Annotated in this window: 12 protein-coding genes and 1 pseudogene; 3 read left to right on the top strand and 10 right to left on the bottom strand. The window is 46.5% G+C overall.

What is annotated here, in order from left to right; translation table 11 throughout:
- Nucleotides 1-25 precede the first annotated feature (25 nt).
- Nucleotides 26-571: a DNA-directed RNA polymerase subunit delta gene (gene rpoE, locus BLS23_RS20415; protein WP_089654852.1), complete on the bottom strand. Its 546-nt coding sequence runs from the start codon at nucleotides 569-571 to the stop codon at nucleotides 26-28.
- A gap of 251 nt (nucleotides 572-822) precedes the next feature.
- Here rpoE and BLS23_RS20410 point away from each other — a divergent pair, with 251 nt between their 5' ends.
- Nucleotides 823-1,137 carry a hypothetical protein gene (locus tag BLS23_RS20410; protein WP_089654851.1) on the top strand — a complete coding sequence of 105 codons (315 nt, stop codon included), beginning with the start codon at nucleotides 823-825 and terminating at the stop codon, nucleotides 1,135-1,137.
- 165 nt (nucleotides 1,138-1,302) lie between these two features.
- On the opposite strand, the gene icmF is transcribed toward BLS23_RS20410, so the two are convergent.
- The 8 genes from icmF to BLS23_RS20370 all read right to left on the bottom strand — a co-directional run bounded on the left by icmF (nucleotide 1,303) and on the right by BLS23_RS20370 (nucleotide 12,819).
- Nucleotides 1,303-4,548: a fused isobutyryl-CoA mutase/GTPase IcmF gene (gene icmF, locus BLS23_RS20405; RefSeq protein ID WP_089654850.1), complete on the bottom strand. Its 3,246-nt coding sequence runs from the start codon at nucleotides 4,546-4,548 to the stop codon at nucleotides 1,303-1,305.
- Nucleotides 4,549-4,563: 15 nt separating this feature from the next.
- A complete protein-coding gene (locus tag BLS23_RS20400; protein ID WP_089654849.1) occupies nucleotides 4,564-5,190 on the bottom strand; it encodes a TetR/AcrR family transcriptional regulator in 627 nt (208 codons plus the stop codon).
- A gap of 2 nt (nucleotides 5,191-5,192) precedes the next feature.
- The gene (meaB, locus tag BLS23_RS20395) at nucleotides 5,193-6,131 is read right to left on the bottom strand and encodes a methylmalonyl Co-A mutase-associated GTPase MeaB (RefSeq protein WP_089654848.1); all 939 of its coding nucleotides are present in this window, start codon (nucleotides 6,129-6,131) and stop codon (nucleotides 5,193-5,195) included.
- Nucleotides 6,132-6,143: 12 nt separating this feature from the next.
- Nucleotides 6,144-7,283: an acyl-CoA dehydrogenase gene (locus BLS23_RS20390; protein WP_089654847.1), complete on the bottom strand. Its 1,140-nt coding sequence runs from the start codon at nucleotides 7,281-7,283 to the stop codon at nucleotides 6,144-6,146.
- Between the two features lie 12 nt (nucleotides 7,284-7,295).
- On the bottom strand, nucleotides 7,296-8,441 hold the full coding sequence (locus BLS23_RS20385) for an acyl-CoA dehydrogenase (RefSeq protein ID WP_089654846.1): 1,146 nt from the start codon (nucleotides 8,439-8,441) through the stop codon (nucleotides 7,296-7,298).
- A gap of 21 nt (nucleotides 8,442-8,462) precedes the next feature.
- Nucleotides 8,463-9,314: a 3-hydroxybutyryl-CoA dehydrogenase gene (locus tag BLS23_RS20380; protein WP_089654845.1), complete on the bottom strand. Its 852-nt coding sequence runs from the start codon at nucleotides 9,312-9,314 to the stop codon at nucleotides 8,463-8,465.
- Between the two features lie 13 nt (nucleotides 9,315-9,327).
- Nucleotides 9,328-10,515, bottom strand: coding sequence for an acetyl-CoA C-acetyltransferase (locus BLS23_RS20375; RefSeq protein ID WP_089654844.1), 1,188 nt, complete (start codon nucleotides 10,513-10,515; stop codon nucleotides 9,328-9,330).
- A 171-nt stretch (nucleotides 10,516-10,686) separates the two neighbouring features.
- Nucleotides 10,687-12,819 carry a heterodisulfide reductase-related iron-sulfur binding cluster gene (locus tag BLS23_RS20370; RefSeq protein ID WP_089654843.1) on the bottom strand — a complete coding sequence of 711 codons (2,133 nt, stop codon included), beginning with the start codon at nucleotides 12,817-12,819 and terminating at the stop codon, nucleotides 10,687-10,689.
- A gap of 210 nt (nucleotides 12,820-13,029) precedes the next feature.
- Here BLS23_RS20370 and cls point away from each other — a divergent pair, with 210 nt between their 5' ends.
- On the top strand, nucleotides 13,030-14,214 hold the full coding sequence (gene cls / locus BLS23_RS20365) for a cardiolipin synthase (protein WP_089654842.1): 1,185 nt from the start codon (nucleotides 13,030-13,032) through the stop codon (nucleotides 14,212-14,214).
- A 5-nt stretch (nucleotides 14,215-14,219) separates the two neighbouring features.
- Here the strand turns inward: cls and BLS23_RS20360 are convergent, their stop codons facing one another.
- The gene (locus BLS23_RS20360) at nucleotides 14,220-14,399 is read right to left on the bottom strand and encodes a XapX domain-containing protein (protein WP_089654841.1); all 180 of its coding nucleotides are present in this window, start codon (nucleotides 14,397-14,399) and stop codon (nucleotides 14,220-14,222) included.
- A 718-nt stretch (nucleotides 14,400-15,117) separates the two neighbouring features.
- Between BLS23_RS20360 and BLS23_RS22290 the strand changes: the two are divergent.
- Nucleotides 15,118-15,271 (top strand): annotated as a pseudogene (locus tag BLS23_RS22290) (IS110 family transposase); the annotation flags it as partial.

Raw genomic sequence — 15,271 nt, 5'->3', positions numbered from 1 at the left:
ATTTGACTTTTAAAAGTCAACCACCTTATTTATCTTCTTCTTCGTCGTCATCTCCAATGAAGCTGATGTCATCTTCCACGATTTCTTCCTCTTCTTCATCCAGGTCATCATCTTCATAATCACCTTCGAAGTCATCGTCGTCATCAAGATCTAAATCTTCATCTGTCAGCTCAAGATCATCCTCAAGCTCGTCCTCTTCTGCATCATCGAATTCGGATACACCCAATTCATCTTCAAGCAGCTTGGAAGGCTTCTTCTTTTTCTTCTTTTTCTTTTTACGTTTTTGTGGAAGGTTGGCAATCTCTTCTTCCATTTGTTCTACCGGGTACCACTTTTTCAAGCCCCAACGGTTCGTTCCGATTGTCATGAATTGACCGTCGATATTCATGTCCGTATAGAACTGAGCGATGTATTGTTCTCTCTGTGCATCAGTAAAACCTTTCATGTCTGCGATACGTTTGAAGATTTCGTTAAAGTCAATCGCTTCACGTTCTTCTTCTAGGATTTTAGTAGCCAGTACAATCATGGAAGTTTCTTCAATTTGCTCTCGGCTCATTTGTTTTAAGCTCACGGTCCAGCACTCCTTTATATAAACAAAATAGAATAAGTGACCTCATGGGCATACGAATCACATTTAATCATACCATCCATTATATGAGTTGGCTTTGCAAAAATCAAATAGAGTCTTCCTTACCTTTTGTAGACAAACCTACATGAATTTAAACTTTCGATATAAAATAGAGGTTAGACATATATGTTGGTGTTCCAGCTATTTTATTTTAAAATAAAGGTAGAATTGATCGAGAGAAGGAGAGACGAACTGTGCAAAATCATCCTTTTAACTGGGTGGCCACCATTATTGCCGCCTTAGCCGTAGGCATCTGGCTATTTACAAGCTTCGGTATGATCCATGAGGAACATAAAGAAGAAGCAGAAATCACATCAAAAACTCATAATGATGAAGGTTACTTTGTAGAAGTAGATGACAAAAAAATCCACGTCAAAGATACGAGTACATGGATGCTGTTAAAAGAAGGCGAAACGTATAACCTTACTTATGAATGGTATGGAATGAAAAAACCTTATGTAACCGAAGTGAATCAAGCCCATGACGATGATCAAGTCGGCGGTCACTAATAGAATGGCCCTCGCTAAGTTAGCGAGGGCTTTTTTTCTGCTCCTACATATTAGCAGGTTTCAGTGAAATATTAGCGGCTTTTCACCATATATTAGCAGGTTTCGGCTTGATATTAGCGACTTTCCTTCATATATTAGCGACTCACACCAATATATTAGCAACCATTACATATTCCTTCTATACTGCCCGCCTACTTCATAAAGCGCGTTCGTAATTTGGCCGAGACTCGCGACTTTGACGGTTTCCATCAATTCTTCAAAAATGTTTCCTCCGCCAGACGCCACTTGTTTCAAGCGTTCCAATGCTTCCTCGGCTTCACTCTCATGCGATGTTTGGAAGTTGCGTAATTCTGTAATCTGGTGTTCTTTTTCCTCTTTGGACGCACGGGCGAGTTCCATGGAGTCGATTTCTTCTTCGGAAGGCGGATTCGGGTTCAAGTATGTGTTCACGCCGATGATTGGAAGTTCGCCGGAATGTTTTTTCCCTTCATAATAAAGAGATTCTTCCTGGATTTTCCCTCGTTGATACTGACGTTCCATCGCACCGAGTACTCCGCCGCGGTCATTGATACGTTCAAACTCCTGCAATACCGCTTCTTCGACAAGGTCGGTCAGCTCTCTGATGATATAGGATCCTTGCAGAGAGTTTTCGTTTTTCGTCAAGCCGAACTCTTTGCTGATGATCATCTGAATGGCCATCGCTCTTCGAACAGACTCTTCTGTGGGTGTCGTAATCGCTTCATCGTAGGAGTTCGTATGCAGGGAGTTACAGTTATCCTGGATGGCAATCAGTGCCTGCAATGTTGTACGAATGTCGTTAAAGTCAATTTCCTGGGCGTGGAGGGAGCGGCCGGATGTTTGAATGTGATACTTCAACTTCTGGCTTCGTTCGTTGGCCCCGTATTTATCACGCATGACGATAGCCCAAATTCGGCGGGCCACACGTCCGAGCACCGTATATTCTGGATCCAAACCGTTGGAGAAAAAGAAGGACAAGTTTGGTGCGAACTTGTTGATGTCCATTCCTCTGCTCAAGTAGTACTCAACATAGGTGAATCCGTTGGCAAGTGTGAAAGCGAGCTGTGTAATCGGGTTCGCTCCTGCTTCTGCGATATGATAACCGGAAATGGAAACAGAATAATAATTGCGTACTTCGTTGTCGATGAAATACTGCTGAATATCTCCCATCATCCGAAGCGCGAATTCTGTAGAGAAGATACATGTATTCTGTCCTTGGTCTTCTTTTAAAATATCTGCCTGGACCGTACCACGGACAACATTGATGGTCTTAGCTTTGATTGAAGACGCCTCTTCGGCATTCGGCTCACGGCCGTTTTCTTCCTTGAACTTTTCAAGCTGTTGATCAATCGCGGTATTGAAGAACATGGCAAGAATAATCGGCGCCGGACCGTTGATCGTCATGGAAACGGAGGTGGACGGGTCGACGAGGTCAAATCCGTCGTACAGTTTCTTCATATCTTCCAGTGTACAAATGTTGACGCCGCTTTCTCCGACTTTCCCGTAGATATCCGGACGTTCATCCGGATCTTCTCCATATAAGGTAACAGAGTCGAAAGCTGTACTGAGACGTTTCGCTTCGTCTCCTTCTGATAAATAGTGGAAGCGGCGGTTGGTCCGTTCCGGTGTTCCTTCTCCTGCGAACTGACGCTTCGGATCTTCCCCTTTCCGCTTGAACGGAAATACTCCGGCGGTAAAAGGAAAAGCACCCGGAACATTTTCACGTAACAGCCATGACAGGCGGTCGCCCCAGTCGGTATATTTCGGAAGCGCGACTTTTGGAACCTTCGTCCCGCTCAGGCTTTCGGTCGTGATATCCATCGTGATTTCCTTGTCACGCACTTTAAATGTGTACGTATCTCCGCTATAACGTTCATGAAGGGCGTCCCAGTCCTCCAGCTTCTCTTTTGCGTCACGAGAAAGATGCCGTTCGTAATCTTCGATCAAGCGCTGAAGGCTTTCTTTTGTCGCTTCATCTTCCACAAGCTCAAACGTACCTTTCAGCTGATAAAGTTTACGCGCTTGGTCTGCCTGATTTTCTGTTTCCTTATGGTAATTGCGGACAGCTAGAGCAAGATCACGCAAATATTGCTTGCGCTCATTCGGGATGATGACGTTCTGCTTTTCTACTTTTTCAATACCGGAAAAAGAGGTTTCATCTTCCCAGGAAAATCTACCGTTCAGCTGATCGACGATCGCCGCAAACAACGTATTTGTACCAGGATCATTGAATTGGCTCGCAATCGTCCCATAAACCGGGAACTTGCTGTCGTCTTCATGGAAAAGCATATGGCTGCGCTGGTACTGTTTTTTCACCTGATTAAAGGCGTCTTCGGATCCTTTTTGTTCAAATTTATTAATGACGATAAAGTCGGCAAAGTCGATCATATCAATTTTTTCAAGCTGTGATGGTGCACCGAATTCTGCTGTCATGACATACATGGACAAGTCAGTAATATCGGTGATCGCTGCATCCCCTTGACCAATGCCGCTTGTTTCTACGATGATAAAATCAACACCTGCTGCTTTGACGACTTGAATCGCTTCTTCCACGGCTGTCGAAAGCTCGGAGCGGGCGTCTCTTGTTGCAAGGGAGCGCATGTAAACACGCGGGTTGAAAATCGCGTTCATGCGAATGCGGTCGCCAAGTAAAGCCCCGCCTGTTTTCTTTTTCGTCGGATCGACAGATAGGATCGCAATCTTCTTATCAGGAATTTCATTGACGAAGCGGCGGATCAATTCATCCGTAAGCGAGCTTTTCCCCGCTCCCCCTGTACCTGTAATCCCAAGAACGGGAATCGTTTTTTCCTGTATTTTTTCAACAGCGCTCTCAAATGCTGCAACGGCTTCCCTTTCTTTCTTCGGCGTATTCTCAACGTAAGTAATGAAACGCGCAATGGACTGATGATCTCCGGATGAGAGGCCTTCGACTCCTTTCTCCACATCAAGAGGCGGTAGGAAATCACACTCTTCGATCATTAAGTTGATCATGCCCTGAAGGCCTAGAGTACGACCATCTTCCGGCGAAAATACGCGTGCTACCCCGTACTCATGAAGCTCTTTGATTTCGCGAGGGATGATGACTCCTCCCCCTCCACCGTAGACGCGGATGTGTCCTGCGCCCTTCTGTTCAAGCAGGTCGACCATGTATTTAAAGTATTCCACATGTCCTCCCTGGTACGAAGATATCGCGATCCCTTGAGCATCTTCCTGGATCGCCGCGTTGACCACTTCCTCAACGGAACGGTTATGGCCGAGGTGAATAACCTCGGCCCCTGTCGCCTGAAGAATCCGTCTCATAATATTGATTGATGCATCATGACCGTCAAAGAGACTCGAGGCCGTCACGAAGCGAACAGGGTTTTTCGGCTTATAGATTGTCGGTTGTTCCATATCCGATCATCCTTTCTATTGAAGTGTTTCTTCTTTATCGAGACCTTTCAATAACAACTGAATCTGCGTATCGGTGTAGCTTTCAATAGTAAACGTGCGCTGAAGAATCCAGCGGCGGAATCCCCACATCTGGCCCTGAACAAAAATGTTGTTGGCGATCAGTTTGATTTCTTCCTCCGGGTGCTCTCCAGGGAGGCTGTTGACGATGACTTGTTCGAGCATCGCCACCATATCGCGCTCCTTTTGCAAAACATAATCCTGAGCATCACGGGATAGGGATTTGACTTCCTGATACATGACGAGCACCTCATCCTGCATATCATCCATCAATTGAAAGTAGGAGCGAATCGCATGGGTCAGACTTTGCACACTAGTCTGGTGAGGGTCAATCGCATCTTCCATCCGTTCTTTGACTCGCTGATAGATAGAGTCACAAACGAGAAACAGAACGTCTTCTTTTTTTCGAATGTATTCGTAGAGGGTTCCGATACTGAACCCGGAAGCCTTGGCAATTTCCCGGGTTGTCGTCTTGTGGAATCCTTTTTCAATAAAAAGAGTGACCGCGCCCTTGATCATCTGATTCCTACGCTTGGAGACGAGCGCTTCATCTTTAATGGTTGAAGGTACTTGTTTTTCAGGCAAACTCACTCCCCCTTCCTTACCCATTCACGAAACCAGGACCGAGCCAATTCATAAGGATCCGCATCCGGGTTTTGAAAAACTTTGAGCTTCTGCGCGTCTCTTTCAATCTCACCTTTGACTTCCCGCCAGATTTCTTCCCGGATTAAATCGTACACTTCCAGCTGTAGCTGTTGTTTACGACGCTCCGCCCCTTTGTTCGTCTCATACAGAAACTCACGGTGGTTTTTCATGCTTTCATAGAGTTCTGCCATCCCTTTGGCTTCGGTCGAGATCGTTTGGACGATCGGCGGTTCCCATCCCTCGGGTTGGACGATCATCATGTATTCTTCGAGTGTGGACTTCAGCTTTCTTACTCCTGGCAAGTCTGCTTTGTTGATGATGAAGAGATCTGCAATTTCCATAATTCCCGCCTTGAAAATTTGCAGTACATCTCCACTATTCGGTGTCAGCACCAGTCCTGTCGTATCCACGACTTTCATAATATCGAGCTCGGACTGACCGACCCCGACCGTTTCTACGAGAACGACATCAAATCCGTAAGCATCACATACACGGATACTGTCTTTCGTCGCTCGGGCTAACCCCCCGAGGCTTCCTCTTGTCGCCATGCTGCGTATGAAAATTCCGGGGTCAAGAAAATGCTGGTTCATCCTCGTACGATCTCCAAGCAATGCTCCTCCACTGAATGGACTGGTAGGATCAACCGCTATGACAGCGACTGTGAGATCCTGCTGTCTCAAATAGGTGAGCAATTGATTGATCAGCGAGCTTTTCCCTGCTCCCGGTGAACCTGTAATGCCGATGTAATGCGCTTGTTTTTGGATAGAAAAAATATCACTCATCAGCGAAAGTTTTTCTTCATCTTCATTTTCGATCAACGTAATCGCTCGGGCCAACGCCCTCATATCCTGCTTTTGGATTCGTTCAGCCAGTGGATGCATAACGCTGACCTTCTATTGGGTGACCATACGGCCGACAACGAGCCTTTGGATTTCTTGTGTTCCTTCATAGATTTGAGTGATCTTCGCATCACGCATATATCGTTCGACTGGATAATCTTTCGTGTATCCATACCCTCCGTGAACCTGCACAGCTTCTGTCGTCACTTTCATCGCTGTATCTCCGGCAAACAATTTAGCCATGGCAGAAGCTTTGGAATAAGGCAGTCCTTCCGACTCTAAATAAGCCGCCTGATATGTGAGCAAACGAGAGGCTTCAATTTCTGTCGCCATATCAGCGAGCTTGAAGGAAATCCCCTGGAGATGTGCGATTGGCTTCCCGAACTGTTCACGCTCTTTCGCATAGTTGACGGATTCATCCAGCGCCCCCTGTGCAATTCCAACAGCTTGGGCGGCAATGCCGTTACGACCTCCATCGAGGGTCATCATCGCCACTTTGAATCCTTTGCCTTCTTCGCCGAGCAGGTTTTCTTTCGGAATCTTACAATCTTCGAAGATCAGTTCTGTCGTCGGAGACGAACGAATGCCGAGCTTTTTCTCTTTCTTTCCTGTTGTGAATCCAGGCGTATCTTTCTCCACGATGAATGCACTGATGCCACGGTTGCCTTCATTCGGATCTGTTTTGGCAAAAACGACATAGATGTCCGCAACGCCGCCATTCGTAATCCATACTTTGCTTCCGTTCAGCACATAATGGTCGCCATCAAGTTTCGCCTGCGTGCGCATAGAGGAGACGTCACTACCTGCTCCTGGTTCAGACAATGCGTAAGCTCCCAGCGCTTCACCTGAAGCGAGTTGAGTCAAATACTTTTGCTTCTGTTCTTCTGTTCCGAACTTATAGATCGGCCAGCTTGCTAAAGAGATGTGCGCAGAAAGCGTGACCCCTGTAGAAGCACAAACGCGGGAAAGTTCTTCCACCGCGATCACATAGCTGACAAAATCAGATCCGATGCCGCCATATTCCTCCGGCCAAGGAATCCCCGTCAAACCAAGCTCCGCCATTTTATCGAAGATTTCACGATCGAAGCGCTCCTCTTCATCTCTTTCAGCAGCCGTTGGTTCCACTTCATTTTTGGCGAAATCACGCACCATTTTTCTAAGCATTTCTTGTTCTTCTGTTAAAGTAAAATTCATTCTGTCATCCTCCTAGTCTCTGATCAGATGATTGCTTATGACGATTTTTTGGATCTCACTCGTACCTTCATAAATTTCACAAACCTTAGCGTCCCTGAAAAAGCGCTCGACCGCATAATCTTCGGTATAACCGTATCCACCATGCACCTGTACGGCTTCAATCGACGCTTTCACCGCTGTTTTTGAAGCCATCAGTTTGGCCATAGATACTTCTTTTCCGCACTTTTTACCGGCCGCCTGCAGAGAAGCGGCATTATATACGAGAAGCTTTGAAGCTTCCACTTCTGTTGCCATATCCGCGAGCTTGAACGAAACGCCTTGCAAGTGTGCAATTGGACGTCCGAACTGCTCGCGTTCTTTGGCATAAGAGACGGCATGCTCAAGCGCCGCTTCCGCGATTCCAAGAGACTGGGCGGCAATGCCGATTCGCCCGATGTTCAAATTGGCAAGCGCGATTTTATATCCTTCCCCTTCTTCCCCTAGCCGTTGGGAAACGGGAACCTCACATTGGTCAAAGTTCAGCGAAACGGTACTGGAGCCATGAAGCCCCATCTTTTTCTCTGCTTTACCGATGGAAAAACCAGGGGTGTCGCGCTCAACGATAAACGCACTCAAACCCTTCTTCGTTTCCACATCTGGATTCGTACGGGCGAAAACGATGAATGTATCTGCATTTCCTCCATTCGTGATGAACACTTTAGAGCCGTTAAGAATGTAACGGTCCTCCTGTTTTACTGCTCGCGTTTTCAGACTGCTGGCGTCGGAACCTGCACTCGGTTCTGTCAAAGCGAAGGCACCTAAAAATTCGCCTGAAGCCAGTTTAGGAATGTATTTGTTCTTCTGTTCTTCTGTACCGAAATACAGGATCGGGTTCGTTCCGACAGAGGTGTGGACAGATAAAATGACCCCAAGCGTCGCACTCACCTTTGAGATTTCGTGAATCGCGATGATATAGGAGATGTAATCCATCTCGGCGCCGCCGTACTTTTCCGGAATCGGCACCCCCATCAACCCAAGCTCTCCCATCTTCGGTAACAACTCAGAAGGGAATCGATCTTCCCGCTCCATTCGCTCCACAGCAGGAGCCACCTCTTTTTCTGCGAAATCGCGAACCATTTTCCTCATCATTTCCTGTTCATCCGTGAACTGCAAATTCATTCTCGTTCTCCCCTTTACACGTTAATCGTAGGTGTAAAAACCGCGTCCAGATTTCTTCCCGAGCCAGCCTGCTTTGACATATTTCCGTAAAAGCGGACATGGTCGATATTTGCTGTCTCCAAATCCTTCATGAAGGACTTCCATAATGTATAAACACGTATCAAGGCCGATAAAGTCAGCAAGGGTAAGTGGTCCCATCGGGTGATTCATGCCAAGCTTCATGACGGCATCCACATCTTCGGGCGATGCTACTCCTTCGTGAACGGTATAGATCGCTTCGTTGATCATCGGCATTAAAATGCGATTGGAAACGAACCCTGGAAAGTCCTCGACTTCGACAGGCGTTTTTTCCAATTTCTTTGTCATATCTTCAATCGCCTGATACGTTTCATCACTCGTTTGGATGGCACGGATGATTTCGACTAATTTCATAACCGGTACAGGGTTCATGAAGTGCATGCCGATCACTTGCTCTGGACGTTTCGTCGCCGCAGCTATTTCCGTAATCGGTAAGGATGATGTGTTCGTTGCCAAAATAGCATGTGAAGGAGTAATCTCATCCAGCTGTTGAAAAACGCTCACCTTCACATCCATGTTCTCAACGACGGCCTCCACGACAAGGTCACAGTCGGAGGCGTCCTTCAAGTCGGTCGTCGTCTGTAAGCGGCCATAAGTCGCCTTTTGATCTTCTTCGGTCATTTTCCCTTTTTCAACCGACCGCTTCAGGCGCTTTTCAATACCTGCAAGCCCCTGATCCAAGGCATCCTGGCTCATGTCATTCATTTTTACGTTCAATCCGGCCTGAGCAAAAACCTGGGCAATCCCAGCCCCCATCTGGCCTGCTCCTATGACCATGACTTGATTAATTGTCATCCCGCATTCCTCCTTAATGTTTCGGTACCTCGATCAATACGGCGTCTCCTTGACCTCCACCTGAACAAATAGCTGCGATTCCAAGACCTCCACCGCGGCGCTTCAATTCGTGAGCAAGCGTGAGAAGAATACGCGCACCACTGGCTCCAATCGGGTGTCCAAGCGCAACAGCTCCACCGTTGACGTTCACTTTCTCATGATCCAGCCCGGCAATCTTGCCACTCGCTAAGGAAACGGCAGCAAAAGCTTCATTCACTTCAAATAGATCGATCTCTTCAATGGATTTCCCGGCTTTTTTCAACAATTTATTAATGACAAGTCCAGGTGTCTGTGGGAAGTCCTGGGCTTCAACTGCAATCTCGTCGTGCGCAAGAATCGTAGCCAGTGTCTCCGCACCTAATTCTTCTGCTTTCTCATCAGACATAAGCAGCATGGCGCAAGCTCCGTCATTGACTCCCGGTGCATTTCCTGCCGTGATGGTTCCCGTTTTATCAAAAACAGGGCGAAGTTTTGCCAGGGCTTCGACCGTTGTATCCTTACGAGGCGCTTCATCTGTATCGATGACTTTCGGATCGCCTTTTCGTTGAGGGACCTCAACCGCTGTAATTTCTTCGCCAAGCTTCCCTTCTTCAATAGCTCTCACTGCTCTTTGATGGCTTTGATACGCCCATTCGTCCTGCGATTCTCTCGTTAATTCGAATTCTTCAGCCGTACGGTTTCCGTAGTTGCCCATATGGACGTTTTCAAAAGAACATGTCAACCCATCATGCACCATCATATCCTTTACGGCACCGTCGCCCATACGGAATCCCCAGCGGGCTTTCGGCATAAAGTAGGGAGCATTACTCATGCTTTCCATTCCACCAGCAACAATGATGTCCTCTTCCCCTAAACGGATGAACTGATCGCCCATCGTCACACTACGCATACCAGAGGCACATACTTTGTTGACGGTTTCTGTTTTTACATCCCAAGGGATCCCCGCTTCTCTTGATGCCTGGCGGGAAGGCAGCTGTCCCTGTCCGCCCTGAAGGACGGTTCCCATAATGACTTCATCCACATCTTCCGCTTTCACATTGGCACGTTCCAAAGCTGCTTTGATTGCAATGCCTCCAAGCTTAGCAGCTGTCAAAGGTGCAAGGGATCCTCCGAATTTTCCAAAAGGGGTACGGGCTCCAGCAACAATTACGGTGTTACGCATGTTTATTCCTCCTCTTATTGATAACGCTTTCAAAATTGACGATTGAACGCTCGCTCAAAATCGCCCCATAAGGAAAGTGTACATAAAACACTGTACACTTTCCACAATTTTCATACTATTTTCTCTTTTAACATGCTTGTTCGACAGTCAAAATGTTGGTCAAACGTTTGATTAAGCTGTCTTTTCTTCGGTTTTATCAAACATGGACTTCGCAAGGATTTCGGCAATATCCATCGTGCTGACTTCCTCTTCCACTTCTTTCGCTTTTGTTCCATCAGAAAGCATCGTCAGACAGAATGGACAACCGCTGGAGATCATCGTCGGTTCTACTTCAAGCGCCTGTTCGGTACGTGCGACGTTAACGCGGTTTCCGGATTTCTCTTCCATCCACATCATTCCGCCTCCCGCTCCACAGCACATGCCGTTCGAACGATTACGCTTCATTTCCACCACTTCTACTCCAGGAATCATTTCAAGCACTTCACGCGGCGGCTGATATACTTCGTTGTAGCGGCCGAGGTAGCAGCTGTCGTGGTAAGTGATCTTCTCGTTTACGACCCCTTCTGGTTTCAAGCGTCCTTCTTTCAACCATTCAGCAAGCATCTCCGTATGGTGATACACTTCCGCTTCAAGTCCAAAGTCTGGATACTCATTTTTGAAAATGTTGTAGGCGTGCGGATCGATCGTAATGATTTTCTTCACATTATGTTTTTCGAATTCTTTCATGTTCTTTTCAGCAAGCTCCTGGAAAAGGAATTCGTTCCCCATACGGCGAGCCGTATCCCCGGAGTTTTGCTCTTTGTTACCAAGGATAGCGAATTTAATATCCGCTGCATTCATCAGCTTTGCAAAAGCCATTGCGATTTTCTGGCTGCGGTTATCGTAAGATCCCATAGAACTGACCCAGAATAAGTATTCGAATTCTTCTCCTGATTTCTTCAGTTCTTTCACAGTAGGGATTTGAACGTCCTCATCCAACTGTCTCCAGTCTTCACGTTCTTTCTTGGAAAGTCCCCACGGGTTCCCTTGACGCTCGATGTTCATCATCGCCCGTTGTCCGTCGGCATCCATCTTTCCTTCTGTCAAAACCAAGTAACGGCGAAGGTCTATGATTTTATCGACGTGTTCATTCATGACCGGGCAGGCATCTTCACAGTTACGGCAAGTCGTACAAGCCCAAAGCTCTTCTTCTGTGATGACATCTCCGATCAAACTCTTATTGTTCACTGCATCAAGCGTAGCTGCTGCTTCATCTGACCCTTGGGAGCGTGACATTTGTGCGAGCGTATTTCCTTCTGTCCCGGAAAACGCATAAGCTGGCACCCATGGAGATTGGCCGGTGACAGCCGCTCCTTTTTCCGTCAGGTGATCTCTCAATTTAATGATCAGATCCATCGGTGAAAGCATTTTCCCAGAGCCTGAAGCCGGGCAGACGTTGGTACAGCGTCCGCATTCCACACAGGCATAAAAATCGATCATTTGCAGTTGGTTGAAGTCTTCGATTTTTCCAACTCCAAAGGATACGTCTTCTTCATCGGCATCTTCGTCGATTTCAAAATCAATCGCTTTCAGTTTCCCTGGTGGTTCTTCACGGCTCAAAAATACGTTGACCGGTGCAGCGATCAAGTGAGCGTGCTTCGATTGAGGCACATAAACCATGAATGTTAGCAGGATGAGCAAGTGAATCCACCACATAATGAAGAATACAGTCGCAGCTGCCGCAGGAGGTAGCCACCCGAAAGCGCTTGCAATTCCGGACGCAACAGGTTCCGTCCATGCACCTTCATGTCCATGCCAGATGAGACCCATGCCATTTCCTACAAGAACGGTAACCATTAACGTTCCAATAAAAATAAGGACAAGTCCTGCTTTAAAGCCACGCTTCAAGCGAACCAACTTTTCAATATAACGTCGGTAGAACGCCCAAATAACAGCGACAAGGATCGTCAGTGTCACGATTTCCTGGAAGAAGGTAAAGCCTGGATAGAAAGGCCCTAAAGGCAGATGAGAATCTGGAGCTAGTCCCTTCCAGATAAAGTCGATCGCCCCGAATTGTACGAGGATGAATCCATAAAACATCATGACGTGGATGATGCCCGACTTTTTATCTTTCAAAAGCTTCTTTTGTCCGAATACGTAAATCCGAATCTTCTGTAAACGCCTCTTCAGCTGTCTGTCATACTCAAATTTTTTCCCCAGTTTAATGTAAGCGACGCGGGTCTGAACGACACGGACGAACAAGTACAGGCCGTAGACAAGGACGCCAAGGAATAAAATCCAGTTTGCCACCAACAACGGATTCATTGGTTCTCCCCCTCTTTGTTGTTGTCGCGCGATGGCGACTTCCCTTTTCTCCGATCAGAAAATCGACAAGTAATCTTATAATTTTCTGAATCTTATAGCTTTACTATAAATTATGAATGAGCATTCAGTCAACATATTTTCATGTTTTTCCTTTTGAAACCTTTAAAAACGGGGAAACTATGTGGAAGATATTTTTTAGGAGGTACGGAGATGCTCGTCACCATTATTCTATTCATCATTTTGTTCATTTTATTACTTGTCCTTGACTTCAAATGGGGACGGGCGAAACATAGAAAAAACCATAGACCCATCCCCCTGCCGGAAACAAGCGGCAATTACAAACTATATAAAAATGGTTCGGTCCTTTATGAACAGATGTTCCAGGAAATTTCCGAAGCGAAAAAACAAGTCGACATCTACTTCTACTTGATCGATAACGATTATATTAGTGAAAACTTCTTAGACGTATTGAAGAACAAAGCTCGAAATGGTGTTCCTGTCCGTCTTCTTGTCGACAGGCTCGGAGGGTACAAAATTAATAAGTCAACTAGAAAGAAACTAAAAGACGCAGGGGTTGCCTTCTACTTCGCCGAAACTCCCGGATTCCCCTTCTTTTTTTATCGATTAAATAGGAGAAATCATAGAAAAATTACGGTTATTGACGGAAAAGTAGGATATGTGGGTGGCTTCAACATCGGAAAGAATTATATAGGAGAATCAGCAAAGTTCGGAGACTGGAGAGACTATCACCTGCGTTTGACAGGCCCTGTCGTTTCACAAATCCATAAAGTGATGCTGGATGATTGGTACCTGGCTTCCGGAGAAACGCTTTCTCCTTGTCAACCTTCTGAAGACGGAAACCATAAAATGAACATTTTAGCAACGGACGGGGTCGAGCTGGAAAAAGAATTTGCGAAGATGATCGATTCTGCACAACGAGAAATCTTGATCGGCACCCCCTACTTCATTCCGACAGATAAATTACAAAAGGGCTTAAAGCAGGCGATTGACCGCGGGGTCGAGCTTCACATCATGATTCCAATGAAGGCCGATCATCCATTTGTAAAGCCGGCAGCTATCCCGTATTTAAAAGAGCTTTATGGAAAGGGAGCCACCATCCGGCTGTTTGATGCAGGCTTTTATCATTCTAAAGTCGTCATGGTAGACGAAACATTCGCAGATATCGGAACGGCCAATTTTGACCGCCGAAGCTTCTTTTTAAACAAGGAAGTCAATACTTTCGTGTATGATGAGGAGTTCATTGGTGACTTGAGAACGGCTTACTTCGAGGATGCCGCTGATGCCATAGCCTTCGATGAACACTGGCTCAAGCGCCGTTCATTCACTACGCGCCTGAACCAGAGAATCGCTGTATTGTTGAGGCCTTTCTTGTAATTATTTCACTTAAAAAATTCAGCAAACATCGGGCCCGCCCATGCCATGACTTTAAATCCGAGGTAAATCCCGATGATTCCTGCAACTCCGGCAAAAGCAGGCGGAGCCGGGATCGGCAGTTTGAATCCTGCAAAAACGAGTCCAACGATGAATCCTGTAATCAATGCAAGAATGACTTCTTTCATCTTTTCCACAACCTTTCGATATGTAGGACACAGCAATAGTTTTTGCTTGCATGCCCCTTGTCATGCAAGCTTCTTTTTATGTTACGAAACCCCTCCACCTAATAACACAATAGATTCCCATACAAGCTCGCGATTGTGGAAGACTCAGTTTCGAGGCTTTTGTTGAGTGGATGGGTGCTGCGGGGAATAGCTCGCTTTCCGCGGAAGTACAAAGAGCACCTACAACAATACATAAAAGCATCCTTGTCTAGTTGATGTAATGAATGACGATTCCCGGCCATGGATACGGGGTCAGGGAAACGACGATTTTCAGTGTTTTGGATCAGTCAGTAGAATAAACACACGTTCCTGTCTCATTTCGCTTTATATGCGGACGTTTCCCCGCCCCTGTTTCCTAGCCTGATATGCGGTGTGTCTATGGTCGAAGCTAATAAAGACGACATGGTTTATCAGGAATTCGGTTCCACCCTCGGATGTTTACTTTAAGAAGGGTTTCGAGAACCTCATATGGTCATGGGGCGGAGGGAAACGGTGAGACTCCTGTGGGAAGTGCGTGGTAGATGAGACCCCGCAGAGCGTTAGCTCGAGGAGCATTCCTGTAGGGAAACGATTTGAGGATATATCGAATAGTTTGCGGTGTGCATAAAAAAAGCCCCCTTGGTACGATAGAGAGTGTCATGCATGACCTCGAATTAAGTACCGAAGGGAGACTTCAATTATGGATACTACACAAAATCAAAGAATAATGCAAACCAATGAACACACGATCGCTATAGGGGTGGACGTGGCGAAACACAAACACGTGGCCCGAGCGGTGGATGATCGTGGGGTTGACCTTGCCAAACGCATGGTTTTCTCCAATTCACTAGAAG

This window comes from Halobacillus aidingensis, from assembly GCF_900104185.1.
Classification (GTDB): domain Bacteria; phylum Bacillota; class Bacilli; order Bacillales; family Halobacillaceae; genus Halobacillus; species Halobacillus aidingensis.
Note: the sequence above shows the minus strand (reverse complement) of the source record. Positions and strands in the feature narration are given on the sequence as shown.

Bases quoted from the DNA above. Each gene is read 5' to 3' on its own strand.
- cls (WP_089654842.1), top strand. From the start codon at position 13,030: ATGCTCGTCACCATTATTCTATTCATCATTTTGTTCATTTTATTACTT.
- BLS23_RS20385 (WP_089654846.1), bottom strand. From the start codon at position 8,441: ATGAATTTGCAGTTCACGGATGAACAGGAAATGATGAGGAAAATGGTT.
- BLS23_RS20360 (WP_089654841.1), bottom strand. From the start codon at position 14,399: ATGAAAGAAGTCATTCTTGCATTGATTACAGGATTCATCGTTGGACTC.
- BLS23_RS20380 (WP_089654845.1), bottom strand. From the start codon at position 9,314: ATGACAATTAATCAAGTCATGGTCATAGGAGCAGGCCAGATGGGGGCT.
- BLS23_RS20375 (WP_089654844.1), bottom strand. From the start codon at position 10,515: ATGCGTAACACCGTAATTGTTGCTGGAGCCCGTACCCCTTTTGGAAAA.
- icmF (WP_089654850.1), bottom strand. From the start codon at position 4,548: ATGGAACAACCGACAATCTATAAGCCGAAAAACCCTGTTCGCTTCGTG.
- BLS23_RS20370 (WP_089654843.1), bottom strand. From the start codon at position 12,819: ATGAATCCGTTGTTGGTGGCAAACTGGATTTTATTCCTTGGCGTCCTT.
- meaB (WP_089654848.1), bottom strand. From the start codon at position 6,131: ATGCATCCACTGGCTGAACGAATCCAAAAGCAGGATATGAGGGCGTTG.
- BLS23_RS20390 (WP_089654847.1), bottom strand. From the start codon at position 7,283: ATGAATTTTACTTTAACAGAAGAACAAGAAATGCTTAGAAAAATGGTG.